At 50.1% G+C, this 26035-nt stretch carries 26 protein-coding genes, 2 tRNA genes and 2 rRNA genes; 3 read left to right on the top strand and 27 right to left on the bottom strand.

Features of this window, described 5'->3' with window-relative positions:
- Window positions 1–39: 39 nt before the first annotated feature.
- The 16 genes from D5E69_RS01885 to groES form a co-directional block, all read right to left on the bottom strand.
- A complete protein-coding gene (locus D5E69_RS01885; RefSeq protein ID WP_048007667.1) occupies window positions 40–480 on the bottom strand; it encodes a cell wall hydrolase in 441 nt (146 codons plus the stop codon).
- A gap of 135 nt (window positions 481–615) precedes the next feature.
- On the bottom strand, window positions 616–1287 hold the full coding sequence (rpiA, locus tag D5E69_RS01880; RefSeq protein WP_200843175.1) for a ribose 5-phosphate isomerase A: 672 nt from the start codon (window positions 1285–1287) through the stop codon (window positions 616–618).
- Between the two features lie 31 nt (window positions 1288–1318).
- Window positions 1319–2245, bottom strand: a complete 927-nt coding sequence (locus D5E69_RS01875; protein WP_053073048.1) for an ABC transporter permease — start codon at window positions 2243–2245, stop codon at window positions 1319–1321.
- Window positions 2242–2841 carry an ABC transporter permease subunit gene (locus D5E69_RS01870; protein WP_159129129.1) on the bottom strand — a complete coding sequence of 200 codons (600 nt, stop codon included), beginning with the start codon at window positions 2839–2841 and terminating at the stop codon, window positions 2242–2244. Before D5E69_RS01870 ends, D5E69_RS01875 begins: the two co-directional genes overlap by 4 nt.
- A 17-nt stretch (window positions 2842–2858) precedes the next feature.
- Window positions 2859–3101, bottom strand: coding sequence for a hypothetical protein (locus D5E69_RS01865; protein ID WP_159129128.1), 243 nt, complete (start codon window positions 3099–3101; stop codon window positions 2859–2861).
- Between the two features lie 87 nt (window positions 3102–3188).
- Window positions 3189–3521 carry a hypothetical protein gene (locus tag D5E69_RS01860; RefSeq protein ID WP_048013530.1) on the bottom strand — a complete coding sequence of 111 codons (333 nt, stop codon included), beginning with the start codon at window positions 3519–3521 and terminating at the stop codon, window positions 3189–3191.
- A 150-nt stretch (window positions 3522–3671) separates the two neighbouring features.
- Complete coding sequence (gene tkt / locus D5E69_RS01855) at window positions 3672–5675, bottom strand: transketolase (RefSeq protein ID WP_159129127.1); 2004 nt, start codon at window positions 5673–5675, stop codon at window positions 3672–3674.
- A 67-nt stretch (window positions 5676–5742) separates the two neighbouring features.
- The gene (gene alsE / locus D5E69_RS01850) at window positions 5743–6432 is read right to left on the bottom strand and encodes a D-allulose 6-phosphate 3-epimerase (protein ID WP_048007676.1); all 690 of its coding nucleotides are present in this window, start codon (window positions 6430–6432) and stop codon (window positions 5743–5745) included.
- Window positions 6433–6458: 26 nt separating this feature from the next.
- A complete protein-coding gene (locus D5E69_RS01845; RefSeq protein ID WP_048013532.1) occupies window positions 6459–7550 on the bottom strand; it encodes a PTS fructose transporter subunit IIC in 1092 nt (363 codons plus the stop codon).
- A 98-nt stretch (window positions 7551–7648) separates the two neighbouring features.
- Window positions 7649–8104 carry a fructose PTS transporter subunit IIA gene (locus tag D5E69_RS01840; protein ID WP_231593228.1) on the bottom strand — a complete coding sequence of 152 codons (456 nt, stop codon included), beginning with the start codon at window positions 8102–8104 and terminating at the stop codon, window positions 7649–7651.
- Window positions 8101–8436 carry a PTS fructose transporter subunit IIB gene (locus tag D5E69_RS01835; RefSeq protein WP_063191349.1) on the bottom strand — a complete coding sequence of 112 codons (336 nt, stop codon included), beginning with the start codon at window positions 8434–8436 and terminating at the stop codon, window positions 8101–8103. The genes D5E69_RS01840 and D5E69_RS01835 overlap by 4 nt, the downstream gene beginning before the upstream one ends.
- Window positions 8433–8879 carry a PTS sugar transporter subunit IIA gene (locus D5E69_RS01830; RefSeq protein WP_063191350.1) on the bottom strand — a complete coding sequence of 149 codons (447 nt, stop codon included), beginning with the start codon at window positions 8877–8879 and terminating at the stop codon, window positions 8433–8435. The genes D5E69_RS01835 and D5E69_RS01830 overlap by 4 nt, the downstream gene beginning before the upstream one ends.
- The gene (locus tag D5E69_RS01825; protein WP_063191351.1) at window positions 8869–10359 is read right to left on the bottom strand and encodes a BglG family transcription antiterminator; all 1491 of its coding nucleotides are present in this window, start codon (window positions 10357–10359) and stop codon (window positions 8869–8871) included. The genes D5E69_RS01830 and D5E69_RS01825 overlap by 11 nt, the downstream gene beginning before the upstream one ends.
- Before the next feature lie 279 nt (window positions 10360–10638).
- On the bottom strand, window positions 10639–11598 hold the full coding sequence (locus tag D5E69_RS01820) for an ROK family glucokinase (RefSeq protein ID WP_048013534.1): 960 nt from the start codon (window positions 11596–11598) through the stop codon (window positions 10639–10641).
- A 433-nt stretch (window positions 11599–12031) separates the two neighbouring features.
- Complete coding sequence (groL, locus tag D5E69_RS01815; RefSeq protein WP_048013535.1) at window positions 12032–13666, bottom strand: chaperonin GroEL; 1635 nt, start codon at window positions 13664–13666, stop codon at window positions 12032–12034.
- A gap of 61 nt (window positions 13667–13727) precedes the next feature.
- The gene (groES, locus tag D5E69_RS01810) at window positions 13728–14015 is read right to left on the bottom strand and encodes a co-chaperone GroES (RefSeq protein ID WP_048007685.1); all 288 of its coding nucleotides are present in this window, start codon (window positions 14013–14015) and stop codon (window positions 13728–13730) included.
- Between the two features lie 285 nt (window positions 14016–14300).
- On the opposite strand from groES, the gene D5E69_RS01805 reads away from it, so the two are divergent.
- The gene (locus tag D5E69_RS01805; RefSeq protein ID WP_048007686.1) at window positions 14301–15044 is read left to right on the top strand and encodes a CPBP family intramembrane glutamic endopeptidase; all 744 of its coding nucleotides are present in this window, start codon (window positions 14301–14303) and stop codon (window positions 15042–15044) included.
- Complete coding sequence (locus D5E69_RS01800; RefSeq protein WP_048007687.1) at window positions 15044–15250, top strand: YdiK family protein; 207 nt, start codon at window positions 15044–15046, stop codon at window positions 15248–15250. The genes D5E69_RS01805 and D5E69_RS01800 overlap by 1 nt, the downstream gene beginning before the upstream one ends.
- Before the next feature lie 75 nt (window positions 15251–15325).
- Here D5E69_RS01800 and tatC read toward each other — a convergent pair whose 3' ends face one another.
- The 3 genes from tatC to D5E69_RS01785 are packed head-to-tail and all read right to left on the bottom strand — an operon-like array spanning window position 15326 to window position 17026.
- Window positions 15326–16108 (bottom strand): twin-arginine translocase subunit TatC, encoded by a 783-nt coding sequence (gene tatC, locus D5E69_RS01795; RefSeq protein WP_048007688.1) that lies wholly within the window; start codon window positions 16106–16108, stop codon window positions 15326–15328.
- A gap of 15 nt (window positions 16109–16123) precedes the next feature.
- Window positions 16124–16294 (bottom strand): twin-arginine translocase TatA/TatE family subunit, encoded by a 171-nt coding sequence (locus tag D5E69_RS01790; RefSeq protein WP_200843174.1) that lies wholly within the window; start codon window positions 16292–16294, stop codon window positions 16124–16126.
- Window positions 16295–16348: 54 nt separating this feature from the next.
- Window positions 16349–17026 (bottom strand): redox-sensing transcriptional repressor Rex, encoded by a 678-nt coding sequence (locus D5E69_RS01785; protein ID WP_048007690.1) that lies wholly within the window; start codon window positions 17024–17026, stop codon window positions 16349–16351.
- A 208-nt stretch (window positions 17027–17234) separates the two neighbouring features.
- Between D5E69_RS01785 and D5E69_RS01780 the strand changes: the two genes are divergently transcribed.
- Window positions 17235–19166: an ABC-F family ATP-binding cassette domain-containing protein gene (locus D5E69_RS01780; protein ID WP_159129125.1), complete on the top strand. Its 1932-nt coding sequence runs from the start codon at window positions 17235–17237 to the stop codon at window positions 19164–19166.
- A gap of 364 nt (window positions 19167–19530) precedes the next feature.
- Here D5E69_RS01780 and tsaD read toward each other — a convergent pair whose 3' ends face one another.
- The 8 genes from tsaD to D5E69_RS01740 all read right to left on the bottom strand — a co-directional run bounded on the left by tsaD (window position 19531) and on the right by D5E69_RS01740 (window position 25881).
- A complete protein-coding gene (gene tsaD, locus D5E69_RS01775) occupies window positions 19531–20547 on the bottom strand; it encodes a tRNA (adenosine(37)-N6)-threonylcarbamoyltransferase complex transferase subunit TsaD (RefSeq protein WP_048007692.1) in 1017 nt (338 codons plus the stop codon).
- Window positions 20544–20966, bottom strand: coding sequence for a ribosomal protein S18-alanine N-acetyltransferase (gene rimI, locus D5E69_RS01770; protein WP_231579155.1), 423 nt, complete (start codon window positions 20964–20966; stop codon window positions 20544–20546). The genes tsaD and rimI overlap by 4 nt, the downstream gene beginning before the upstream one ends.
- Before the next feature lie 27 nt (window positions 20967–20993).
- Window positions 20994–21695, bottom strand: a complete 702-nt coding sequence (gene tsaB, locus D5E69_RS01765; RefSeq protein WP_048007694.1) for a tRNA (adenosine(37)-N6)-threonylcarbamoyltransferase complex dimerization subunit type 1 TsaB — start codon at window positions 21693–21695, stop codon at window positions 20994–20996.
- Window positions 21692–22147: a tRNA (adenosine(37)-N6)-threonylcarbamoyltransferase complex ATPase subunit type 1 TsaE gene (gene tsaE / locus D5E69_RS01760; RefSeq protein ID WP_048015732.1), complete on the bottom strand. Its 456-nt coding sequence runs from the start codon at window positions 22145–22147 to the stop codon at window positions 21692–21694. Before tsaE ends, tsaB begins: the two co-directional genes overlap by 4 nt.
- A gap of 241 nt (window positions 22148–22388) precedes the next feature.
- A tRNA-Asp gene (locus D5E69_RS01755) sits at window positions 22389–22465 on the bottom strand.
- A gap of 129 nt (window positions 22466–22594) precedes the next feature.
- Window positions 22595–22668, bottom strand: a tRNA-Met gene (locus D5E69_RS01750).
- 53 nt (window positions 22669–22721) lie between these two features.
- Window positions 22722–22838 (bottom strand): 5S ribosomal RNA (rrf, locus tag D5E69_RS01745).
- 109 nt (window positions 22839–22947) lie between these two features.
- Window positions 22948–25881 (bottom strand): 23S ribosomal RNA (locus D5E69_RS01740).
- Between the last annotated feature and the right edge of the window lie 154 nt (window positions 25882–26035).

Genomic DNA, 26035 nt, shown 5'->3' with positions numbered 1-26035 from the left:
AAAAAAGAACCTCCTGCCGTTCAGGAAGTCCTCTATTTGTCATCCTCGATACACGCTGGCGCACGTATTGGCTTTCGGTTCATAGTAACAATGGTTCTTATACTGTCCGGCCAAAGGCTGATCATACCACGTCGGGGGACATGGGGCATACGGGTTGAAATACCAGAGGGCATACTTCCCGGGATGCTGCCGCCAGTAATCAAGATTCTGCTTCGCGAGCCGTTTTTCCACCGATCTTGCCCGGTTGTAAAACAGATTCCCCTTCTGTACGGCCTCGAACGAATAGTTATTGCCCTGCACCTGGAAAATGACTTGTTGAATCGTCCGTACATCCTTGAAATCAAGACACTCTGCCACAGCCCGGTTCACGATGACATTCCCCACGTACAGCATGCCCTGCTTCCCTTCCCCTTCGGCTTCCGCCCGCATCATCCTCGCCATGAGGGCCACATCTGAATCCTTATACTTTACTCTTGGCATATTCTTCACCTCAGGATAGTGTATGAAAGAAACATGGGTTGTTGTCACTATGAATGAAGAATGATGTGGGCTTTTGCGGGGAGGACTGCCGCTATGCCTGCAGAACCCATTGATCCCATAAGTTTCCCAGCCCCTTCAGACTCCATGCTTTGTCATTTCGCGAATACCGGACTCACTCGCCACCACTGCCTTTGTCACGACGGATGTGAACAGGGAGACATCGAGCACTCCGGCCAGTCCTTTCAACCGTTCTTCCAGTCTTACACTATCCTGACTTCCCTTCACGTACACATCCAAAAGCAGATTCCCGCGATCTGTCATGACGGGACCATCTTTATCGCTGCTCATGCGGATCTCGACCTTCTCTGCATCCGAGAGCTGGTGCATCACAAAACCCAGTGCCTGCGGGATCACCTCAAGGACGACGGGATGCTCATACGTCAGTTCCTTCACCACTTTTGATTCGTCAACAAGAAGGATGTACTCGTTGGCCATACTTGCCACCAATTTTTCATCGGTATGGATGCCTCCGCCGCTCTTCAGGGCATGGAGATGAGCGTCCACCTGATCGCATCCATCGAAGGCTACATCCACTGCAGAAGCTTCCGACAGCGGAATGACCGCCAAGCCCACTCCCTCGCATTTCCGCTTCGTTTCCCATGAAGGCGTGACCACCTTGATATCGAGCTGTTCTTCTTGGATGAAGCGGATGAGGTGAGCGATGGTGCTGCCCCCGCCCAGTCCGATCACTGTGCCGTTTCCTATGTATTTCAGTGCTGCTTTGGCGCATTTCATTTTGATGTCCATGATGTCCATTCCTTTCCGTTTCGTTTCTATTCTATAGCGAAGACCGCGTTCCCGTCTTGCTATTGATCCGTTTCAGCAGGGTTTGAGCGGCAATGATCGTCGCCGTGTAAAATCCTATGGGCACAAGCGGAATCCACGGATGGGACACGATATACCGGAAGTTCGCTCCAATCAACCCCGACCACTCCTGGCTGATCGATTCAATCTCGGGACCATTCGGACCCATGAATACCATGGTACCTCCAAAGAAGAGGCCAAGCACCCCCAGATGAAGGAAGATGATCAGCGTCTGGACGAACTGCTGGATGAACATCACCCCTGATATAGGCAGGAGATGCGGTATGATATGACGCCACATCTGATGCCCCTCCGATCCCCCCAGTACCCTGACCGCGTCCATGAACTCCCTCTCCTTGATCCGTTTCGTCTCTTTCGCCATATAAAAGGAGAGGGGCGGCAGGACGAGGATGACCAGGATCAGCACCTCAAAACCGGCCCGCACATAAAAAGGGACAGGGGTCGTACCACTCGATATCAAGAGAACGGATTCCAAAATCACAAATGCCACCATCGTGAGGGGCAGGATGGAAAAACTATCGAATAACGCCTCAAGCTTCGCATAAAGCCACCTCGGAACATACGTCATGACCATGCCGATCCAAAAGGCGAAGAATGTCCTCAAGAATGCAATCAATATCGTGATCCCGATGCTCCACTTGGCTCCCTCTATGGCCCGTCCGAGAAGGTCATACCCCTTCTCATCCGTCCCTAATAAAAACTCCTTCGACGGAGGGAATGGAGGAGCCGAAATGGTTCCGTCCTCCCCCTTCAGCAAGACGGTTTGGCTTACGTCTCCATCGTTCCAAAAGGTATTGCCGAGACTCGCGAAAACAAGCAACAAGAGGAATAGCCCCGACAGGATGGCACCTCCGTCCCTTCTCCACCTCTTCCACATCATCCTCCACGCCTCCATTCTCCCGGAACCGCCCATTCAAATAGGTGAAATAAAAGATAGATGGGCACGTAAATCAGTAGCAGTGCCACTGTGAAAACCTCCGTCGTGGGATAATCCTTGATGAACCAGGAAATGCCCGGAACGTTGAACAGCACTTCCACCAGATACAAGTTTGAAAGGATGAACCAAAGATGATGCCTTATGTAATACACTGTGCTTACCACCACATTCCTGAGCACATGGTGGTTCAGGATCGCAGGAGGAGAGATTCCCTTCGCCCTTGCCAGTACCACATAATCCTTTTCTATCTCCTGACCGAATCGAAGGATCAGCAGTTTCAGGAACATAAGCATCGTGGGGATTGCCAGGCTGACCACCGGCAACAGGACCGCCCGCTCCCCCTGGACCGTCGCTACATTTGCTACGTTAAGCCCCGTCTCCTTGAACACGTAGATCACCAGAAGCTGCGTCCCGATCATGAACAGGATATCCGGAATCCCGTCCAGCACCCGAAGGCCGAACGCAATCCCTTTCCTGCTCCACCCAGGAAGCAAAAAATAAACGAACACGATGAACAAAGCCACCGCGAGCGCTGCCAAAAGAGAAAGCAACAAAATCAAGCCCGATTCCCCCATATGAATAAAAACTTGGGGAAGATCGGCTTTTCCAGACCAGCCATCCCTCCATAGACTGCAGGCTTCAATCCGACAAGCACCAGGATCACCTCTTTAATGGACCGTATGTATCCTGAAAAAGAGAGGTTCATCTGATTGAACAGGGCCGGGATTGATCCCAGGAGGATGATGCCGAAAAGGGAGAGTAGGAGATTGAATAGTTTAGATGATAGGTGTTTAACCATAGGCACCCCTTGGGTTATTCCATATTTTTCTTGTTTTCTATTCTATCATAAAGAACAAAACTCTTGTAAACAGAAAAAAGCCGGGCGTTATACCACGCCCGACTTCTTCGCATCGGCAACCGCCCGCTCCACATCTTCTACCCACTGACCTGCCTTGTTCACGACATACTGTACCTCAAGACCGCTCTGCAGCGTCACCTTCAAACCGTTGTTCAGCAAAGGGATGCCAAGCAGTCTATTGCGCACGCGCTCCACCGATGCAACTTCCTTTAAAAGTACCGCTGTCTCTTCTTTTTGAATATTGATGGCGTGGGGCTTGTGATGGAGCATGTTCTCATCGAGGTAAAGCTTGCCTCCCACCCCTTCCTTGCCTTTCAACATATTTGCGAAGCCTTCTCGGATATAGACTGGTTCAGTCATTGGGCATCGTCCTTTCTTGAATGGGTTTGGGGTTATTTTCTCATATTCTAGTAGCTGTTTCACATCATACCCAATATTTGTTTAATGAAACGTTTAAATAGATGAAAACCCACCTGGAGTTCCAGGTGGGTTGCACTTACTATACGATTTTTAAAGTCCCTTGAATGTCTCTACAATATTCTCAACCGTAAACCCATATTCCTCAAGCAGACGTTCCGCAGGGCCCGATGCACCGAATCCATCAACGGTTACCGTCTTCCCCTTTTGACCGGTGTACTCCCGCCAGCCGAAGGAAGAGCCGAGCTCGATTCCAAGGCGTGCTGTCAGATGGCTTGGTAGCACGCTCTCCCTATACGCTGCGGACTGACGCTCAAATAGATCCCAGCTCGGCATGCTGACGACGGAGACGTGGATGCCCTCGTCTGCCAATGCATGCTGTGCTTTGATGGCCAATGATACTTCCGATCCGGTTGCGAGCAGCAGTCCTACCGCTTCGTCTTGAGCTGGCGAGACGATATAGGCCCCCTTACTCACCCCTTCATCCACTTGTTCCTGATCAAGATCAAGAGTCGGGAGATCCTGACGGGTCAGCACGAGTGCCGTCGGGTGATCCTGGCTTTCGAGTGCCAGGCACCACGCCGCTGCGGTTTCCTTCGCATCGGCCGGTCTGATGACCGAGATCCCCGGCATGGCGCGCAAGGCCGCCAGTTGCTCGACGGGCTGGTGGGTGGGACCGTCCTCACCGACAGCAATACTGTCATGCGTGAACACGTACGTCACCGGCAGCTTCATGAGCGCGGCCAAGCGGATGGCCGGACGCAGGTAATCGGAGAAGACGAAGAATGTGGCCCCGAAGACCTTCACGCCTCCGTGGAGGGCCATCCCGTTCAGAGCTGCCCCCATGGCAAATTCCCGTACGCCGAACCAGATGTTCCGGGCCGCATACCCGTCCAGGGCGAAATTCTTCTCTGATGAGATTAGGGTCTTATTCGAACCGGCCAGGTCGGCAGATCCCCCGATGAGCTCAGGAATGGAGGACGCCGCTGCATTCAAGATGGCCCCTGAAGAGGAACGGGTAGCCATCTTCGAACCGGCATCAAAAGGAGGGAGCGATGCCTTCCAATCGTCAGGCAGTTCGCCTTTCACCGCACGCTCCAACTGAGAGGCAAGCTCGGGATAGGCTGCCTTGTACGCTTCAAACCGCTCGTTCCATGCGGCCTCTTTTGCTTTGCCTGCTTCCATCATCCCGGCGAAATGCTTCTCCACTTCTTCCGGAACAAAGAATGGTGCGTCTGCATCCCATTGATAATTTGCCTTCGTTTGCTTCACTTCTTCTTCCCCGAGGGGCGCCCCGTGACTCGCAGAGGATCCGGCTTTATTCGGGGATCCGAAGCCGATGGTCGTTTTCACCTCGATTAAAGTAGGACGGTCCGTATCCGCCTTTGCCTCTTGGATGGCTGCCTGGATGGCGTCTACGTCATTGCCATCTTCCACCCGCACCACATGCCATCCATATGACTTGAATCGATCTTCTACACTTTCGGAGAATGATAGATTCAGGTCGCCGTCCAGCGAGATGTCATTGGAGTCGTACAGGACGACGAGCCGGCCAAGCTTCAGGTGACCAGCCAGGGAAGCGGCTTCAGCCGATACGCCCTCCATCAGGTCCCCATCGCCGCATATGCTGTAGGTATAATGATTGATCACGTCGTAGTCTTCCCGATTATACGTGTCGGCGAGATGCCTCTCTGCCATCGCCATCCCGACGGCCATGGCGATTCCCTGTCCAAGTGGGCCGGTGGTCGCTTCCACCCCCACGGTATGACCGAATTCGGGATGACCCGGTGTCTTGCTCCCCCACTGACGGAAGTTCTTCAGCTCATCCATGGTCAGCCCGTAGCCGAATAGGTGGAGCATGCTATACAGAAGGGCCGATCCGTGTCCTGCCGATAAAATGAAACGGTCCCGGTTGATCCAATCGGGATTGGCAGGATTCATTTCCATCTCCTTCGCCCAGAGCGTGTAAGCCATCGGGGCTGCCCCCATGGCGATTCCAGGATGTCCGGAGTTCGCCTGCTCGATGGCGTCGATGGCTAATGTCCTGATTGTATTGATCGTCAATGTATCAATTGTCTGCTTCGTTTGAAGTGTCATATTCGTTCGCTCCTTTATGTCTTTTTCGCATAATGAAAGGGTTGAGAATGATCCCAACCCCCACACATTATGATAGGACCTTCTGCGTCATATCTTCATAATCCTGGCACATCGTTTTCCATGATGTTTCGATATCTTCGCTCAGTCCGAATAATCCGCTCCGTCCGACAATGTAAATATCCGGACCGGCCGCATCGATCTTCTTGAAGGTCTTCCTGCTTGAAGAACCGTCCATTTCGATCACATATCGATAACCCTTTTCTTCCCTTAGCTCCCTTAATGCCACGATCTTATCGAGGGTGCTGTCGATGAAACGCTGACCCGCGAAACCGGGATCGACGGTCATGATGGTGATCTTATCCACAAGATCGATATAAGGGAAGATCGTGTCGATCGGCGTCTCCGGATTCAGGACGACGCCTGCTTTCAGTCCCGCATCCTGGATCTGGTCAATCAGACGGAAGGCAAGACCATCGAGAACTTCTGCGTGCATGCAGATCCACTCGCATTTCAGATCGACCAGCTGCTGCACCCAAAAACTTGGATTGGTCACCATGAGATGCGCTGACAATGGAAGATTGCTGATCTTGCGCACCTCCTGGATGAACCACGGTGATAACGTGATATTTGGAACATAGTGCCCGTCCATGATGTCGATGTGATACGAGCCCACGTGGTCATTGAGGAATGTGATCTGCTCTTTAAATTGATCCAGGTCCATCGTCATGAGCGATGGGGAAAATTCTACTTTTTTCATTTATATTTCCTCCACTTCTCTATGAATCAAATGATTTTAATATCGTCGAGATCGATGTCTTCTTCCTCCACTTCGATCTGTTCATCTTCTTTTACATTTTTCTTAAGCAGTGCCAAGGCAACACCCGTTACCAATACGTTGACGAGAATGGCCACCGCTCCTGTCCAAGGCTGGGACATGGTCGGAAGCATCAGTACACCGCCGAACGGTACCGTTGCATCGGCCCCGAGGACCATGGTGACCGCTCCTCCGGCAGCACCCCCGATGGCGACAGCCGTCACACAGCGGACGATGTCGTTCATGACGATCGGGATGACACCTTCGACAATGTTGATGACACCCATGGGCACAGCCGATTTCAACGTTTCCACTTCTGAACGGGTGTAGATGTTCTTGCCGAACAATTTCGCAATGAAGAAGGAAAGTCCAAATCCGATCGGCGTAGCCGTATTGACCAGTTGAAGCGCCGTGATCGGTCCGTTAATCCCCTCTGCCTGCATCGTAAGTACAAAGGCAAAGACGGTCTTATTGATCGGTCCGCCGAAATCAACACCGCTCAAGAGTCCAACCACACCCCCGAATACCAATAATGAAGAAGTGCCGAGACTGTTAAGGGCGGTGGTGAGGAGCGACGTGAACGCAGCAATCGGTATTCCGATCACATATACCATGATCAGTCCGCCGATGATGGATGTGAAGAACGGAACGATCAACGTAGGCATGAGCCCTTTCGCCCACTTTGGAACATTGATATGTTTGATCAGTGCTACTGCTAAAAATCCGGATAAGAAGCCTCCAAGAATTCCTCCGATAAAGCCTGCGCCGATGGCATTAGCCGTCAATCCGATGATGAAACCCGGTGCGATCCCCGGCTTACCGGCAATCGAATACGAGATCCCCGTGGCAATGACGACGGGAAGGAGGCCAAGTCCTGCGCCACCCATGGTCGCAAGCGCGTCCCAGATAGAGAATTCACCTTGTACGAGGGACCCCTGTGCCGTGCCCCCGAATCCCATACCGATCGCAATCAGGAAGCCCGCTCCACACACGATCGGAATCAGATAGGAAATCGCCGTCAACAGGTGACCCTTCAGATTTAATTGTTTTAGTTTACTCATCTTTCTTCCTCCTACGATCAAATCGTCGATTTTGACATTCAATCTCAGCAACTAAAAAACAGCCAACCTATCAGTAAAACTTCAGATGTATCGCCTCTCTAGCCGCACAGCGCCTCTTTTACGTCCTCGGCATTTTCAGACTGCAGCATCTTTTCAATGACCTCGTCATTCCCGAGTTTCCTCGCAAACAGCGATAACAGTTTCAGGTGATTTTGTGCCCCGTCGTTGTCATTGCCGACAGCGAAGAGAATGATTCCTTTGACGCCTTTCCCATCGAGGGTCTCCCACTCAATTTCATCTTGGGTGATTCCGATTGCCACCCCGATCTTCTTGACCGAGTCACTCTTCCCATGAGGGATTGCGATATAATTCCCGATGCCTGTCTGCCCCATCGCTTCCCTTGCATAGATATCCTTTAGGAAATCTTCCATATCGGTGATGTATCCGTTAGCCAGCAACGTTTCCGCCAGTTCTTGAATGGCCTCTTCCTTATTCGTGGCTCTGATGTTTGTGTGAATCGTATTCAAATCGACAATGTCTTTTACTTCCATCATGTTCGCCCCCCTGTTTGTTTCTGTTGGCTGACTACCTCTGCCGCTTTTTGGATGAGTTTATTCGGTGACTTCACGGCGATTTCCGTCGTCACCTGGATGATGCGTTTCCCTTCAAAACGCTCGCGTCCGGCAATTTTTACATCGGATGCCAAGATGACGATGTCCGCTTCATCGACCTGATTTTGAGTCAGGGCATTTTCGATCCCGATGGTCCCCTGCGTTTCGATTTGGATCTCATGACCGGCTTTCTTCCCTGCGTTCTCCAGCTTTTCCTGTGCGATATATGTGTGTGCAATTCCGACTGTGCATGCTGCTACTCCTACGATTTTCATTGTGATTCCTCCCTATTCGGTATGATTTTATTAATGAATGCTGCTTCTTCTTCCGTCTCAAGAAGTTCGTTGATATGGTCTTCATCTGCCAAAGTGCGTGTGAAACCGATGAGCTCTCTTTTTATCGCAGCGCTTTCATTTCGTTTCAATAAAAGCACGATCACTAACTGGATTTTTTCAATTCCCGCTTCCCATCGGATCTGTTCAGCCGGACGGATGACAATAATCTGACTCTGGTCCAGTTGGTCGCTCTCGATATGGGGCATGACGACGTGCTCTGCAATCTGGGTACTGCCCACCTTCTCCCGGTCATGGAATGCCTGGAGCAGATGATGCCGGGTGGACGAATCGTTTGATGCGTGATCGGCACAAAAGGAGTAGACTGATTCTCGTGATGCCAACGCAGAACGGAAATGAACCTGATAGAGTGAGTTAGTGGCCACGCTGGATCACCTCGATCTTCGCCTGCAGTCGCTTCTGATCATCGGCTGTAAACATGGCGCTGACCAGTAAGGACGGGATCGGCACTTCTTCGGTGATCTGAACCGTACTCAAGATCAGATCGGCATCGGCATAGTTCTCCTGAATCATCCGGATATTGCGTGATGCGATCACATCCACGATCTCGAGTTCAGGGAACTTCTTCGCCACCTTCGCCTTCAACAGCTCGGATGTCCCGATCCCCGTCGTGCACATGATCAAGGTTTTCAGCGGTCGATGATGCTGACCGGTTTCAAGGGCCTTGGCAAAATACAGGGTGATGAACCCGATCTCATCGTCGTTGATGACCGGCAGCTTAAACGTTTCACTCACCATGCAGGACACTTTTTTCACTCCGGTGAAGACATCTTCATACGTGCTCTCGATCTGACTCAATAGATTGTTCTGCACCCGGATTTTATGCGCCAGGCGATTCAGCATGGGCTTGATATGATTGGCAAGATCGATGAACATGGCCTTGTGATCAAACTCGATGCCCACTATGCAGCTCATATGATCAATATAGGCATTCGTCACGTCCATTACCTCTGGTGAAAACGTGGATGTGATGGATAGCGAGCCCTGCATGCGGGATGACACCAGATACTGATAGAGGAAGTAGATTTCACTGTCCGGCAAAGGCGTATGCAAGTACTTCTCGATGTGCTCGATCGTCTTTTTTGCAACCGGATACAATAAATCGTTCATCATCGTATCCATTTCTTCTTTTGAAATGGTTCCGGAGAACATCCGGGTTGAAACCTTGCGTGAGCGGCTCAGTAAGATATACAAGTGAGAGAAAATGTTCACGTTATAGGGATAAGGGATCGTGATCTCCAGGTCCTCTTCAATCTTCCTCAGCTGATCCAATATGAATAACACGTCATACTGATTGAATTGAAGCTCCTGGTTCCTCTTCAGATCATCCAGGTCGATGGTGTTGAAGATCTCAATGGTGTCTTTAAGGGCCTTCCGGATATTGACCTCTTCTCCCAGGATCGCCAATGTCCGCCTCTTCCGCTCCAGGACCAGATGATACTTCTTCAGCTCTTCGCTCATCATCTGCTCATCATGGAATGTAACCGATTCGCCTACATAGTAATGACTGAACAAGTGATACACATTGATCGGGGTGGGCGACGATAATAATAACTCTCCCATGATCCGTTTTCGTCTCTCTTGCGGAGTGAGCTGTCCTTGCTTCGGGTTCGCCAGGTGCTTCTGATACGCGATGAACTTCTCGTAATCCAGCCGGTAGCCCCTTCCCCGCTCAGACACGATCAGTGGTTCCCCATCGCATTCCGCATTGATTTTATTAATCAACCGATAAACGGTCTTCTGTGAAACATTCAGTACTTCAAGGAGATCCTTCGATGTTACATACTCCTGCTTTTTTGAAAGATAGCGTAATAGATCTTGTTCATAACTGACTTTTGAACTCATCTCCTTACCTCCTTGTTTTTATGGTAACGCATACAACGTTCATTGATTCTCTGAAAAATGACCGTTGCAACGGTCACTTTTTTAGATAAGAACTTTCAATTTATGAATTCAGTCGTAAAAAGACTCCCCACCCGTGAGCGAGCGGGGAGACTCCCCCATTGCCAACTGCCCTGGATAAAGGAACGTATAGAAAAAACCTCTTCGCTCAACGAGCGAAGAGGTTCCATGTTTTATGCTTCTTCGTCCGATCTTACCGGACTTCAGCTTGTACGGATGATGTTATTTTTGCCGAGTCACCAATGAACCTGCACCAATCACACCTGCGTCATTTCCAAGCTGAGCCAGTTTCAACTTCGTGCTTGTCCGGATGGACGGGAAGGCGAACTGCTGGAAGTATTTCTCTACCCCTTCCAAGAGCATGTCTCCCGCTGCCGAAACTCCGCCGCCGATGACAATGGTCTCAGGGTTGAGGAGATTCCCGATGTTCGCACATGCAAGGCCAAGATAGAAGAAGAATTTATCCGCTACGATGACTGCGAGGGGATCGCCGGCTTTTGCCTGATCAAAAATGGTCTTGGCCGTCAATTCCTGCCCGTCATCAATCAATCCTTTCAGTTCGGAATCACCAGCGTATTCCTCGGAAAGATCCCTGGCCAGACGGACGACACCTGTCGCACTTGCCACGGTTTCCAGGCAGCCATGATTCCCACACGTACAAAGGTACCCTTCAGGCTCGACGATCATATGACCGATCTCACCTGCAGCCCCCACGTTTCCGTGAAGAAGGTTCTCTTCTGCAATGATGCCACCGCCTACACCAGTACCGAGGGTCACGAACACAACATCCTTGCCGTTTTCACCGGCACCTTTCCAACCTTCACCCAATGCAGCAACGTTCGCATCATTGTCGATATAAAGAGGGATTCCTGTACCCGCTTCGATCATTTGTCTAACCGGTATCAGGGTGCTCCAATTCAAATTATACGCTCCGATGACCGTCCCATTTTCCCGATCAACCGTCCCAGGAGAGCCCATGCCGATCCCCAAGAATGTATCAGCGCTCAACCCGTATAATTCCAAATGGTGATTAATCGACTCAATGATCTGTGGCACAATCTGCTTCCCATCGTTCCGGATATCCGTCCCGATGCTCCACTTCTGTTGAATCTCACCATCTTCAGTCATAATAGCAAATTTAACGGTGGTTCCACCTAAATCGATTCCCAATAGTTTTTTCATCTTTTTCCCTTCCTTTTGTGAACATTTGAACGAATGGATTCAATCTCGTCGAATGACGGGGATCCTTGAAGACAATTCCGTTCTTTTTAGTAGTATAAACGCGTATGCTCGTTTATGAAAATGCTTTCATATTATGAGACAAGATAGCTCTTAGTTAAGTATATTTTGTTTGGGGTTCGGTATCAACTATTTGAAACATTTGGTTGTGGGATGGACTTTTTTTTTGAAATTCTTATTCGATTCTTATCTACCTTTTTTTAACTCAACTCTGAAGATACTTATAAAAGAGAAGCGGTATGTTAATTAATGATCTATTTAAGATAAAGAAGCCTCCCACAAGTTTATGCAACTTGCGGGAGGCTTCTTGAAATATGAGGACCGTTATCTAAGCAGAGCGGTTCCCCATGACAAATCAGTGGTTTGAGGGGGCAGATTACATCATGCCGCCCATTCCACCCATACCGCCCATTCCAGACATATCCGGCATTCCGCCGCCTTCTTCTGGGATGTCGGCCACTACGGCTTCTGTAGTCAAGAACATAGCTGCTACAGATGCTGCGTTTTGGAGGGCAGAACGTGTTACTTTGGTTGGGTCGACGATTCCTTGTTCGATCATGTTGACCCATTCGCCTGATGCGGCGTTGAAGCCTACGCCCACTTCTTCTTTCTTGAGGCGTTCCACGATGATGGAGCCTTCAAGGCCGGCGTTGTGTGCGATTTGACGGATTGGTTCTTCAAGCGCGCGAAGGACGATGTTGATTCCAGTGGCTACATCGCTGTCTGCTTCGATGGAAGCGACTTTGTTGTAGACGTTCACTAGAGCCGTACCACCACCGGATACGATTCCTTCTTCGACTGCCGCACGTGTAGAGTTCAATGCGTCTTCGATGCGTAGTTTGCGCTCTTTAAGCTCGGTTTCAGTAGCAGCTCCGACTTTCACGACGGCTACTCCACCAGCAAGCTTCGCTAGGCGTTCTTGTAGTTTTTCTTTATCGAATTCAGAAGTAGATTCTTCTAATTGAGCACGGATTTGGTTTACGCGGGCTGCGATTTTTTCTGGATCTCCAGAACCTTCGACAACCGTTGTGTTTTCTTTTGTGACAACGACTTTCGCTGCACGTCCGAGCTGTGTGATGTTGGCAGATTTCAGGTCAAGACCAAGGTCTTCCGTGATCACTTCTCCACCAGTTAATACAGCAAGGTCTTCAAGCATGGCTTTACGACGGTCACCGAATCCAGGTGCTTTGACAGCCACTGCATTGAATGTACCGCGAAGTTTGTTCACAACAAGTGTTGCAAGGGCTTCGCCTTCAACATCTTCCGCTACCATCAATAGTGGTTTGCCTTGTTGTACGACTTGCTCAAGGACAGGAAGGACTTCCTGGATGTTGCCGATCTTTTTGTCCGTGATCAGGATGTACGGATTATCAAGGACCGCTTCCATTTTGTCTGAGTCTGTCACCATGTATGGAGATGCATATCCACGGTCGAACTGCATACCTTCCACAACGTCAAGCTCAGTTGTGAATCCTTTGGATTCTTCGATCGTGATGACACCGTCGTTACCTACGCGCTCCATGGCTTCAGCAATCAATTGGCCGACTTCTTCGTCCGCTGCAGAAATCGCTGCAACCTGTGCGATGGAATCTTTGCCTTCGATTGGTTTAGAGATGGCTTTCAGCTCTTCGACAGCCGCTTGGACAGCCTTCTCAATTCCTTTACGTACGCCGACAGGGTTTGCTCCTGCTGTTACGTTTTTTAGCCCTTCACGAATCATCGCTTGCGCTAGGACCGTTGCAGTCGTTGTACCGTCACCGGCGATTTCGTTTGTTTTGCTTGCGACTTCCGCTACAAGCTTCGCACCCATGTTTTCGAATGCATCTTCAAGCTCGATTTCTTTCGCAATGGTTACACCATCATTGGTGATGAGTGGAGAACCGAATTTCTTCTCAAGCACAACATTGCGACCTTTTGGTCCAAGTGTTACTTTTACTGCGTTTGCTAATTGGTCTACCCCGCGAAGCATGGAACGGCGTGCTTCTTCGCTGAATTTAATTTCTTTAGCCATTTCAAACGTCCTCCTTTAATATCAGTTCATGGTTGGTGCGTATATGTGTTGGTTCGATTAATTATTCGCCTACGATGGCAAGGATATCGTTGTCACGAAGGATGAGATATTCTGTGCCTTGGTATTTCACTTCTGTACCAGAGTATTTACTGAAGATGATTCGATCGCCTACAGACACTTCAAGAGCGACGCGCTCACCGTTGTCAAGAACGCGACCTGTACCTACAGCGACAATCTTACCTTCTTGCGGTTTTTCCTTAGCAGAATCCGGGAGTACGATACCGCTTGCTGTCTTTTCTTCTGTTTCGACTAGCTCGATTACGACGCGATCACCTAGTGGTTTTAACAAGTGAAACAACCTCCTTGAAAATATGTAGATTAGGTTTTATTAGCACTCGCTTATCATGAGTGCTAACACAGTTATTATATTAAATAATTCGTTTTCATTTTGCAAGAGTCCTGCTTAAAAATTTTTTCGTCATTTTCCCCCTTTTTTCACACCTCACTATCCTATGTGGCGATTCCCAGCAATATTCCCATGACCGTGAGATTTGAACAGTTCCGCATTTATTAGTAGAATTGTACAAGGGTCTGTCCTGTCAGGCCTAAGGCTTGCTTAAAAGGAGATAAAACGTTGAATAAACATTATGGATACATTTTGATCGCCTATGTTGTCATGCAGCTCGCCGGTGCGGTTGGACCGCTCCTGTTTTATAAGGCCGGCACAGAAGTGTTTGGACAGACTAAAGAATACATGCAGCAGGTGGCCGTCGGTTCCTGGCTGATCTTCAGCTTCGCCGCGACCCTGATCATCGTCCTGCTCATCCTGCGAAAAAGCGCACCATCGAAACTCAAGCTCGAACGCTCTGCCCCTGCAGGCGCCGGGATTTCCGTCGTCTGGGCCGTTGTCGGGATCTTCATGGCGTTCTTCGCACAAGCCATCGCCATCCAGATCGAGACCCTTCTCGGCATCCAGGCCGGTTCTGAAAACACCCAGAACATCATGGGCATCGTGGACAATGTTCCCCTTGCCATGATCGTCGTCGCCATCATCGGGCCGATCCTGGAAGAAATCGTGTTCAGGAAGATCATTTTTGGGGCACTCTATCAGCGAATGAACTTTTTCTTCGCCGCATTGATCAGTTCCGTGATCTTCGCCCTTGCCCACTTCGAGCCGGTGCATGTGATCCTGTACTCTGCCATGGGCTTTACGTTCGCCTTCCTATATGTAAGAACGAAACGGATCCTCGTACCGATCTGCGCCCACGTGGCCATGAATACGATGGTGGTCATCATGCAGACCGTCTACCGGGATGAAATTGAAAAGATCATGAATGAAGCTGAAAAAATACAAGGATTTATTGGAGGTTTCCTATAATGAGACGATCACCCCTGTTCTCCGGCGTGATTTACATTCTTCTTGGGGTGCTGTTCACCTATTTTGCCATCCACACGGTCCGGGACACAGGCTGGGGATTTTTCACCTATATGCTGATCTTCCTTGCCACCCTGGACTTCGGTTCCGGCATACGCATGGTCCTTCTCCACTTCAGGATCAAGCAGCAGCTGAACCAGAAGAAGTAAGCTTAGTTAAAACAAAAACCGGATCCATCCGACTTCGTTCCATGAAGATCGGTGGATCCGGTTTTTTTGGCTGAATCAGCCTTTGTGTTGATTGAGTTCTTCTTCCACGCGTTCAATTTCCATCTGCTGTTCCGCCTGTAGGTACTTCCTATATCCGATTCGTGAGATCCCTATGCTGATCTCATAGAGGATCAACAGCGGGAGGGTCACCATCATATGGGAGACGATGTCCGGAGGCGTGATGAAGGCGGCAATCACCAACAGCACGAAGTAAGCCGCTTTCCTCGCCTTCGCCATCATCATCGGCGTGATGATCCCGAGCCTCGTCAGAAACAGCATCACCACGGGCAGCTGGAATAGCAGGCCGAATGGGATCGTAATCTGGAAGAGGAATTGGAAGTACTCATTGATCCCGATCACCTGCTGGATATCGAGATCGCCTGATAGCCTCATCATGAACGATACAACATACGGGAACAGGATGAAGTATGAGAATGCCAGTCCACCGAGGAACAGGAGGACCGATACCGGTATGTAGCTCAGGGTCACCTTCCGCTCCTTGTCATAAAGACCGGGCGACACAAAGGACCACACCTGATAAAGGATGACTGGTGACGTCATGATGACCGCGATGAACATGATCATCTCCATGTAGATCTTCAGGGGATCCGTCACACGGAAGGCATTCATCGTCATTTCTTTCGCTTCGTCCGCATGCTGCAGATACTTGATGAGCGGTTCGGCAAGGAAGAAGCTTGCCACAACGGCTAACAAGAAGAAAACGACTACAAACATGAGTCGTTTCTGCAATTCTCCTATATGCTCAAAGACTGTCATATCCTTTTGGGTTTGACTCATGGCGTTCATCCTACTTTACTTGGCACTTTTGTTCTTATCGTCTTCATCATCCGCTAAGCCTTTGGTTGCGTTTTTGAATTCACGTAGTGTATTGCCGGCTGCTTTCCCAAGCTCCGGTAATTTTTTCGGGCCGAAAATCAAAAGGGCGACCACTGCAATCAGCATCATACTTCCAGGACCTACCATAATGAGACACCTCCCCTTATATTCTTCTATCATAACGCAAATGGTCAGAATTTTCTATTCCGTTACGATTCCATCTTGTGACATTTCCGTGTCTTCCCCTGAGTAATGCTTGAGGAAATAGACGAGTGACTGAAGTTCCACTGCCAGATCGATATGATGGACCCTGATATGATCAGGAACCGTCAGGCGTGCCGGTGTGAAGTTCAGGATCCCCTTGATCTTCGAAGACACAAGGCGATCTGTGATATTTTGAGCAGATGAGGCCGGCACGGTCAGGATCGCGACTTCGATATCCATCCCCTTCAGCTTCTCCTCAAGCTCATCCATATGGTGGACGGGCACATCGCTGATTTCCGTCCCCACCTTCGCTTCATCCACCTCGAAGGCCATTTCGATCTTTGTATTGTTATTCTTTATGAAATTGTAATGAAGAAAAGCCGTTCCGAGATTCCCCACGCCGATCAATACGACCTTCGTCAGTTCATCCTGGTCAAGCGTTTCCCTGAAAAAGGATAAGAGATAATTCACATTATACCCATAGCCCTTCTTCCCTAACGCCCCAAAATAGGAGAAATCCCTCCGGATGGTCGCGGAATCCACTTTCACGGCTTCGCTTAACTCCTTCGACGATACCCGCTGCTTCCCTGAAGCATACAGATTCTTGATGAAACGGTAGTATAGCGGAAGGCGCTTGGCCGTTGCCTGTGGAATTTTCGTTGTTTCCTGATTCATCTCTTGTATTCCCCCACATCTTATAAACCCTCTTCCTTTTGGTCTGTCAGCGCTTCCAAAAAGAAGGTATATCTTTTATCTATTTTCCATCATACACTCTATTCTATCCTATTTGTATCCAGATTAATAGTCATAGTTCCTCCCCTTTTATTGCCGTCCACCTGGGAAATACGGTACACTAGCACTAATGAAACAGAGGTGAACCGACATGATTCTACTGCAAGTGAATCAGCTGACCAAAAATTTTGGTGCAGATAATATATTGACCAATATCAAATTGGAGATCCAAACCAAGGACCGGGTCGCCCTCGTCGGACGGAACGGTGCCGGCAAATCGACCCTCCTGAAGATCATTGCCGGACAGCTATCCCATGACTCCGGAGAAATCACAAAGCCCAAGGGTGTGAGCATCGGCTACCTGGCCCAGAATACCGGTCTCGAGTCGGAGCTTTCCATCTGGGACGAGATGCTGACGGTATTCGAACACCTCCTCCAACAGGAAAAGCAGCTTAGAAGATTGGAAGCAGAGATGGCGGATCCGTCCGTCTATGAAGATGAAGACCGCTATCAGCGGGTATTGAAGGAGTATGACGAGCTTCAAGTCACCTTCAAGGAGTCCGGTGGCTATCAGTATGAAGCCGATATCCGTTCCGTCCTCCACGGCTTGAATTTCGCTTCCTTCGACCATGGGACGAAAATCTCCACCCTTTCCGGTGGACAGAAGACCCGTCTCGCCCTTGCGAAGCTCCTCCTGACCAAGCCCGATATCCTGATCCTCGATGAGCCGACGAACCATCTGGACATCGAGACGCTTTCCTGGCTAGAAGGATATCTTCAAGGCTATCCGGGTGCCGTGCTCATCGTATCCCATGACCGCTACTTCCTGGATAGCGTCGTGAACCAGGTGTATGAGATTTCCCGCAACCGGAGCAAGAAGTTCGTGGGGAACTATAGCAAGTACCTCGAGCAGAAGGCGCTGGATTACGAGAAGGACCTTAAGCTCTATGAGCGCCAGCAGCAGGAGGTCGCAAAGCTCGAAGACTTCATCCAGCGCAACATCGCCCGTGCCTCCACCACAAAGATGGCCCAGAGCAGGCGGAAAAAACTTGAGCGCATGGATCTCATGGACAGGCCGCAGGGTGACGAAAAATCCGCTTCCTTCGCCTTCCAGATCGATCGCCCGAGCGGGAATGATGTCCTTCACGTCAATGACCTCACCATCGGGTACGGGGACGGGGAAGCCATCGCCTCCCATATCGACTTCTCCATCAAGAAAGGTGACAGCATCGCCCTTGTCGGACCGAATGGGATCGGGAAGTCCACGCTCCTCAAGACCCTGGTCAACAAACTGCAGGCATTGAGTGGGGACTTCAAATTCGGATCCAATGTATTCATCTCCTACTATGATCAGCAGCAAGCGGACCTTTCTTCCAACAAGACGGTCCTCAATGAACTATGGGATGAATACCCGATGAGGAACGAAAAAGAGATCAGGACCGTCCTCGGGAACTTCCTCTTCACGGGTGAAGACGTCCTGAAGCCCGTCAACACCCTGAGCGGAGGGGAAAAGGCCCGCCTCGCCCTCTCCAAGATGATGATGGAAAAAGGGAATGTCCTCATCCTCGATGAGCCGACGAACCATCTCGACCTGGACAGCAAAGAGGTCCTCGAAAACGCCCTGATCGACTATCCGGGCACGATCCTGTTCGTATCCCATGACCGCTACTTCATCAACCGGATCGCCACCAAGGTGATCGAGCTGTCCACAGGCGGATCCACCGAATACCTCGGGGATTATGACTACTACCTTCATAAGCTACAGGAGCAGGAAGAGCTCGCCGCCCTGGAACGGACCAAGGCAGAACCGGTAAAAGGTACACAGCAGAAGCAGTCGCACAAGATCGATAAAGAAGCCAAAAAGCTTGAGCGTCAACGAAGACGGCGCATCGAAGAGATTGAAGAGAAGATGACCGTACTCGAAGGTTCCATTGAAGAAAAAGAAACCCTCCTGTGCGATCCGGATATCTTCCAAGATCACGAACGTGTTCAGACTCTGAATGACGAACTGACCCTGGCTAAAGAGGAACTGGATGCCCTTCTGGAAGAATGGACGGAGCTGGAAGAATTAGTGGAAGAGTAAGACTGAAGCGGTTCAAGGTTGAAAAGACCTTGAACCGCTTCTTTGGTTAGTGGGATGGTCTAAACGGGTAAAGGAAAGGAAGAGCTTCTTTCAGAAAAAACACTCCACTATTCATCCACAAGATTATCCACATTTCCAACCTCGTCAATTCTATATCCACAAACCTTTTCCACACTATCCACAATTACCGCTCAACTTATACACATTATCCACATTCCAAATTCTACATATCCCCATCTGTTCTTCACAAGCCATTCACATCTTACGCACTACTTATCCCCAAATTATCCACAGACTGTTGATAAAACGTACGTTCCCAATAAAAAAACCTCGAACGGACGATTCCATTCGAGGTGTAATCTTATTAAAACTGTTCCAGATCCAATCCGGGATTTGCATTCATATCCAGTCCGCCACGCTTCCCTTGTTCAAACAGGATGGTTCCTGCAGCGGCAATCATGGCCGCATTATCCGTACACAAGGATAGGGGCGGGACGATGAGCTCACATGCATGGCTTTCAAACGTTGTCTCCAAAGCATGTCTCAGTCCTTTATTGGCCGCAACTCCACCTGCCAGAAGGAGCTGTTCGACACCGTATTCTTCCACAGCCCTTTTCGCCTTCGTCACAAGTACATCGATGACGCTTGCCTGGAAGCTTGCTGCAAGATCCTCCGGCTTGATCTCTTTCCCCTTCTGCTTCGCATTATGGAGAGTATTGATCACGGCCGACTTCAAGCCGCTGAAGCTGAAGTCATAGGATCCTTCCTCGAGCCACGCCCTTGGAAGGTCGATGACCGGCTCCCCTTCATGGGCCAGTCGGTCTATATGGGGACCCCCTGGATACGGAAGGCTCAGCGTACGGGCAACTTTATCATAAGCCTCCCCGGCTGCGTCATCACGCGTCTCCCCGATCACTTCAAATTCCCCGTGACCCTTCATGAGAACAAGCTCCGTATGTCCTCCCGATACAACCAAGGACAGGAGGGGGAACGTCATTTCATGGATTAACCGGTTGGCATAGATATGCCCGGCAATATGATGGACACCGACCAACGGTTTGTTATGAGCGAATGCAAGTGCCTTGGCTGCATTGACCCCGATCAGGAGTGCGCCTACCAGACCCGGTCCTTCCGTCACAGCGATGCAGTCGATCTCCTCCATCGTCATCTCCGCTTGATCGAGCGCTTCCTGGAGGACAAACGTCACCTGCTCCACATGATGCCGTGACGCAATCTCCGGTACGACACCGCCAAAGCGCTTATGGCTTTCGATCTGTGATGAGACGACATTGCTGACGATCTCCGTCCCGTTTTTCACGATGGACACAGCCGTTTCATCACAGCTGGTTTCAATTCCTAATACGAACGTATCTTTTATCATAAATTCACCCACATAACTAAAGCATCCTCTTGATTATCAGAATAATATCGTTTCCGGATCCCGCCATCTTGGAATCCGAGCTTCCTATACAGACTCTGGGCCGGCACATTGCTCACCCGGGCCTCGAGCGTCATGACCCTGGCACCCGATTCAATGGCCATCTCCATGATCTTGCGCATCAGAAGCTCCCCGTATCCCTTCCCACGGTGGGATGGAAGAACGGCCACATTCGTGATATGTGCTTCATCCACGACGATCCACACGCCACAGTAGCCCGCAATCTGTCCCTCGTCTTCAATGACGATGTACATGGACAGATGGTTCTCTTCCATTTCACTTATGAACGCTTCCCGGCTCCACGGAACAGTAAAGGATTGTTCTTCGATTTCCATGACGGCATCCACGTCATCGACTGTCATAAATCGTATCTCCATTATGCACAAGTCCTATTCTTCGTTAGATTTCTGGGCTTCGAGCCATTTCACTTCGGCTTCCGCCATACGGATATAGTTCGGCAGCACCTCATGGGCCGTCGATTCTTCCATACCCATTCCGATATAGGCGAGCTCAGACGGTCTCGGGTTATGGCTCACAAACGGTGCTAACACCGCCTTTTCCCCAAGGGCTCCTTTTATCGCTTCTTCATGGATACCCGTATCATTCCCGACGAACAGGATCTCTCCCTCATAGTTCCGGAGTTCATCCACCCAATCCGTCAGCATCACATTCCGGTCCTCGAGGACATTCTCCAGCTTCCCATCCCGGAAACGGTACAGACCCGTATAAACCTGTCCACGCCTCGCATCAAAGATCGGGGAAAGATAACCATTGAAGTACCGTCCTGATGAAGCCAGTACGGCCAGACTCGATACCGGTACAAGGGGAATATCAAGAGACCAGGCAAGCGTCTTTGCAAGCGTGACACCGATCCTGACACCCGTATAAGACCCGGGTCCATTCGCCACGACGATCTTCGTCAATTCCCTGACGTCCGTATCACAGTCCTTCAACAGCTGTTCCACGGCAGGCATCGCCTTCAGGGAATGATTCCGCTTCACATTGGTCATGTATTCACCGATCACCTTATTCTCATCGATCAGTGCGACCCCCAACGGGAAGTTTGATGTATCTATCGCTAATATCTTCATGCCATTATCTCCTCACAAAGCTTGCGGTACCGATCTCCCACCGGCTCCAGCACAATTCTTCTTTCCGTATCGCCGGTACGATAAATGCCTATGGCCAACCGCTCTCCCGGAAGCTGATCTTCTATCAGATGAGCCCATTCTACGACCGTGACCCCTTCACCTTCAAAATACTCGTCAAATCCAAGATCCTCAAACGAATCATCCAATCGATACACATCCATATGATAAAGGGGCAGATCCCCCTTGTATTCCTTGATGATCGTGAAAGTAGGGCTGTTGACCGTCCGCTTGATCCCAAGACCAAGGGCCAAACCCTTTGTAAACGTCGTCTTCCCGGCTCCAAGGTCCCCCTCAAGGGTCAGGACATCCCCGGGAGCCAACAGACCCGCAAGCCTCTTGGCAAAAGCGCCCGTTTCATCAGGACTGCTGCTGATATATTCAAACTCACTCATAATGATCTCCTTACCATCTGTATAAGTATAAAAAAACCTTAGGATCTACAATACCTAAGGGATATCTTCTATATGTAGTGTACCCTTTTTGGGCGCATCGAGTAAAGCCAACGCGCTGAGTTCCCTCATATTTCTACCTGGTTGTCCCGATAAAATACAAAAACCGCAGCTATGCAACTGCGGTCTACTTAGAAGGATTCAAAATAAAAAAACGAATCTGCATTCGTTTTAAAAAACAAAATGGCGGTCCGGACGGGACTCGAACCCGCGACCTCCTGCGTGACAGGCAGGCATTCTAACCAACTGAACTACCGGACCAAAGCTTTTTGCGATAGCAAAATAGCTATCATTAATATTTCGCGTTAGCGAAAATAAAAATCTATTTACTGCGATAGCAAACTAGCTATCAGTGTCACTACATCCCGATCCTCACGAATCAAAATGGTATTGCGGGGACAGGATTTGAACCTGCGACCTTCGGGTTATGAGCCCGACGAGCTACCGAACTGCTCCACCCCGCGACGATAATAATAAGTATATGCAGTCTACTTAAAGGTTATGCATAAAAATAACTGCCTGGCGACGTCCTACTCTCACAGGGGGAGATCCCCCAACTACCATCGGCGCTGAAGAGCTTAACTTCCGTGTTCGGCATGGGAACGGGTGTGACCTCTTCGCCAATGTCACCAGACAGGTATTCCATTGAAAGAATTGTTCTTTCAAAACTAGATAAAGGGTTGATAGTCAATCATTACCGGCGTATCGGCCAGTCTGGCAGGCGCAACGCGCCTGCATTACGTTTGGTTAAGTCCTCGATCGATTAGTATCAGTCAGCTCCATGTGTCGCCACACTTCCACCTCTGACCTATCTACCTGATCATCTTTCAGGGATCTTACTCACATAAAGTGATGGGAAATCTCATCTCGAGGGGGGCTTCATGCTTAGATGCTTTCAGCACTTATCCCTTCCGCACATAGCTACCCAGCGATGCCTTTGGCAAGACAACTGGTACACCAGCGGTGCGTCCATCCCGGTCCTCTCGTACTAAGGACAGCTCCTCTCAAATTTCCTGCGCCCACGACGGATAGGGACCGAACTGTCTCACGACGTTCTGAACCCAGCTCGCGTACCGCTTTAATGGGCGAACAGCCCAACCCTTGGGACCGACTACAGCCCCAGGATGCGATGAGCCGACATCGAGGTGCCAAACCTCCCCGTCGATGTGGACTCTTGGGGGAGATAAGCCTGTTATCCCCGGGGTAGCTTTTATCCGTTGAGCGATGGCCCTTCCATGCGGAACCACCGGATCACTAAGCCCGACTTTCGTCCCTGCTCGACTTGTAGGTCTCGCAGTCAAGCTCCCTTGTGCCTTTACACTCTGCGAATGATTTCCAACCATTCTGAGGGAACCTTTGGGCGCCTCCGTTACTCTTTAGGAGGCGACCGCCCCAGTCAAACTGCCCACCTGACACTGTCTCCCACCCCGATAAGGGGCGCGGGTTAGAATGTCAACACAGCCAGGGTAGTATCCCACCGACGCCTCCACCGAAGCTAGCGCTCCGGCTTCCAAGGCTCCTACCTATCCTGTACAAGCTGTGCCAAAATTCAATATCAGGCTACAGTAAAGCTCCACGGGGTCTTTCCGTCCTGTCGCGGGTAACCTGCATCTTCACAGGTACTATAATTTCACCGAGTCTCTCGTTGAGACAGTGCCCAGATCGTTACGCCTTTCGTGCGGGTCGGAACTTACCCGACAAGGAATTTCGCTACCTTAGGACCGTTATAGTTACGGCCGCCGTTTACTGGGGCTTCGATTCGCACCTTCGCTTGCGCTAAGCACTCCTCTTAACCTTCCAGCACCGGGCAGGCGTCAGCCCCTATACTTCGCCTTACGGCTTCGCAGAGACCTGTGTTTTTGCTAAACAGTCGCCTGGGCCTATTCACTGCGGCTCTCTCGGGCTTGCACCCTACCAGAGCACCCCTTCTCCCGAAGTTACGGGGTCATTTTGCCGAGTTCCTTAACGAGAGTTCTCTCGCTCACCTTAGGATTCTCTCCTCGCCTACCTGTGTCGGTTTGCGGTACGGGCACCATCTTCCTCGCTAGAGGCTTTTCTTGGCAGTGTGGAATCAGGAACTTCGCTACTATAATTCGCTCGCTATCACAGCTCAGCCTTCACGATGATGGGATTTGCCTCATCATCAGCCTAACTGCTTAGACGCACATATCCAGCAGTGCGCTTACCCTATCCTCCTGCGTCCCCCCATTGCTCAAATGGAAGAAAGGTGGTACAGGAATATCAACCTGTTGTCCATCGTCTACGCCTATCGGCCTCGACTTAGGTCCCGACTAACCCTGAGCGGACGAGCCTTCCTCAGGAAACCTTAGGCATTCGGTGGATGGGATTCTCACCCATCTTTCGCTACTCATACCGGCATTCTCACTTCTAAGCACTCCACCAGTCCTTACGGTCTAGCTTCGCAGTCCTTAGAACGCTCTCCTACCACTGACACCAAACGGTGTCAATCCACAGCTTCGGTGATACGTTTAGCCCCGGTACATTTTCGGCGCAGAGTCACTCGACCAGTGAGCTATTACGCACTCTTTAAATGGTGGCTGCTTCTAAGCCAACATCCTGGTTGTCTAAGCAACTCCACATCCTTTTCCACTTAACGTATACTTTGGGACCTTAGCTGGTGGTCTGGGCTGTTTCCCTTTCGACTACGGATCTTATCACTCGCAGTCTGACTCCCATGGATAAGTCTTTGGCATTCGGAGTTTGTCTGAATTCGGTAACCCGATGAGGGCCCCTAGTCCAAACAGTGCTCTACCTCCAAGACTCTTACAACATGAGGCTAGCCCTAAAGCTATTTCGGAGAGAACCAGCTATCTCCAGGTTCGATTGGAATTTCTCCGCTACCCACACCTCATCCCCGCACTTTTCAACGTGCGTGGGTTCGGACCTCCATCCAGTGTTACCTGGACTTCATCCTGGACATGGGTAGATCACCTGGTTTCGGGTCTACGACCACATACTCATTCGCCCTATTCAGACTCGCTTTCGCTGCGGCTCCGTCTTCTCGACTTAACCTTGCATGGGATCGTAACTCGCCGGTTCATTCTACAAAAGGCACGCCATCACCCGTTAACGGGCTCTGACTACTTGTAGGCACACGGTTTCAGGTTCTATTTCACTCCCCTTCCGGGGTGCTTTTCACCTTTCCCTCACGGTACTGGTTCACTATCGGTCACTAGGGAGTATTTAGCCTTGGGAGATGGTCCTCCCAGCTTCCGACGGGATTTCACGTGTCCCGCCGTACTCAGGATCCACTCAAGAGGGAACGAAGTTTCGACTACAGGGTTGTTACCTTCTTTGACGAGCCTTTCCAGACTTCTTCGTCTACCCCGTTCCTTTGTAACTCCGTATAGAGTGTCCTACAACCCCAAGAGGCAAGCCTCTTGGTTTGGGCTAATCCCGTTTCGCTCGCCGCTACTCAGGGAATCGCATTTGCTTTCTCTTCCTCCAGGTACTTAGATGTTTCAGTTCCCTGGGTCTGCCTTCCAAGCTCTATGTATTCAAGCAAGGATACTGTTCCATTACGAACAGTGGGTTCCCCCATTCGGAAATCTTCGGATCAGCTCACTTACAGCTCCCCGAAGCATATCGGTGTTAGTCCCGTCCTTCATCGGCTCCTAGTGCCAAGGCATCCACCGTGCGCCCTTATTAACTTAACCGAATTGGTTAAAAACCTAAAATGGCGATACTCGGTAATTTCTTGACTATCAATAAAACTTTATCTAGTTTTCAAAGAACAATTTAGAAGATGGATGTTTATTTTACTCCGCTTGCGCTTCGTAAAAAACTTAAACCATCAAAACTGAACAAAAC

The organism is Rossellomorea marisflavi (genome assembly GCF_009806575.1).
GTDB classification, from domain to species: Bacteria; Bacillota; Bacilli; order Bacillales; family Bacillaceae_B; genus Rossellomorea; species Rossellomorea marisflavi_A.
This window is presented reverse-complemented; position numbering and strand designations above follow the sequence as displayed.

Bases quoted from the DNA above. Each gene is read 5' to 3' on its own strand.
- D5E69_RS01885 (WP_048007667.1), bottom strand. From the start codon at position 480: ATGCCAAGAGTAAAGTATAAGGATTCAGATGTGGCCCTCATGGCGAGG.
- rpiA (WP_200843175.1), bottom strand. From the start codon at position 1,287: ATGGACATCAAAATGAAATGCGCCAAAGCAGCACTGAAATACATAGGA.
- D5E69_RS01875 (WP_053073048.1), bottom strand. From the start codon at position 2,245: ATGATGTGGAAGAGGTGGAGAAGGGACGGAGGTGCCATCCTGTCGGGG.
- D5E69_RS01865 (WP_159129128.1), bottom strand. From the start codon at position 3,101: ATGGTTAAACACCTATCATCTAAACTATTCAATCTCCTACTCTCCCTT.
- D5E69_RS01860 (WP_048013530.1), bottom strand. From the start codon at position 3,521: ATGACTGAACCAGTCTATATCCGAGAAGGCTTCGCAAATATGTTGAAA.
- tkt (WP_159129127.1), bottom strand. From the start codon at position 5,675: ATGACACTTCAAACGAAGCAGACAATTGATACATTGACGATCAATACA.
- alsE (WP_048007676.1), bottom strand. From the start codon at position 6,432: ATGAAAAAAGTAGAATTTTCCCCATCGCTCATGACGATGGACCTGGAT.
- D5E69_RS01845 (WP_048013532.1), bottom strand. From the start codon at position 7,550: ATGAGTAAACTAAAACAATTAAATCTGAAGGGTCACCTGTTGACGGCG.
- D5E69_RS01840 (WP_231593228.1), bottom strand. From the start codon at position 8,104: ATGATGGAAGTAAAAGACATTGTCGATTTGAATACGATTCACACAAAC.
- D5E69_RS01835 (WP_063191349.1), bottom strand. From the start codon at position 8,436: ATGAAAATCGTAGGAGTAGCAGCATGCACAGTCGGAATTGCACACACA.
- D5E69_RS01825 (WP_063191351.1), bottom strand. From the start codon at position 10,359: ATGAGTTCAAAAGTCAGTTATGAACAAGATCTATTACGCTATCTTTCA.
- D5E69_RS01820 (WP_048013534.1), bottom strand. From the start codon at position 11,598: ATGAAAAAACTATTGGGAATCGATTTAGGTGGAACCACCGTTAAATTT.
- groL (WP_048013535.1), bottom strand. From the start codon at position 13,666: ATGGCTAAAGAAATTAAATTCAGCGAAGAAGCACGCCGTTCCATGCTT.
- D5E69_RS01800 (WP_048007687.1), top strand. From the start codon at position 15,044: ATGAGACGATCACCCCTGTTCTCCGGCGTGATTTACATTCTTCTTGGG.
- tatC (WP_048007688.1), bottom strand. From the start codon at position 16,108: ATGAGTCAAACCCAAAAGGATATGACAGTCTTTGAGCATATAGGAGAA.
- D5E69_RS01790 (WP_200843174.1), bottom strand. From the start codon at position 16,294: ATGGTAGGTCCTGGAAGTATGATGCTGATTGCAGTGGTCGCCCTTTTG.
- D5E69_RS01785 (WP_048007690.1), bottom strand. From the start codon at position 17,026: ATGAATCAGGAAACAACGAAAATTCCACAGGCAACGGCCAAGCGCCTT.
- D5E69_RS01780 (WP_159129125.1), top strand. From the start codon at position 17,235: ATGATTCTACTGCAAGTGAATCAGCTGACCAAAAATTTTGGTGCAGAT.
- tsaD (WP_048007692.1), bottom strand. From the start codon at position 20,547: ATGATAAAAGATACGTTCGTATTAGGAATTGAAACCAGCTGTGATGAA.
- rimI (WP_231579155.1), bottom strand. From the start codon at position 20,966: ATGACAGTCGATGACGTGGATGCCGTCATGGAAATCGAAGAACAATCC.
- tsaB (WP_048007694.1), bottom strand. From the start codon at position 21,695: ATGAAGATATTAGCGATAGATACATCAAACTTCCCGTTGGGGGTCGCA.
- tsaE (WP_048015732.1), bottom strand. From the start codon at position 22,147: ATGAGTGAGTTTGAATATATCAGCAGCAGTCCTGATGAAACGGGCGCT.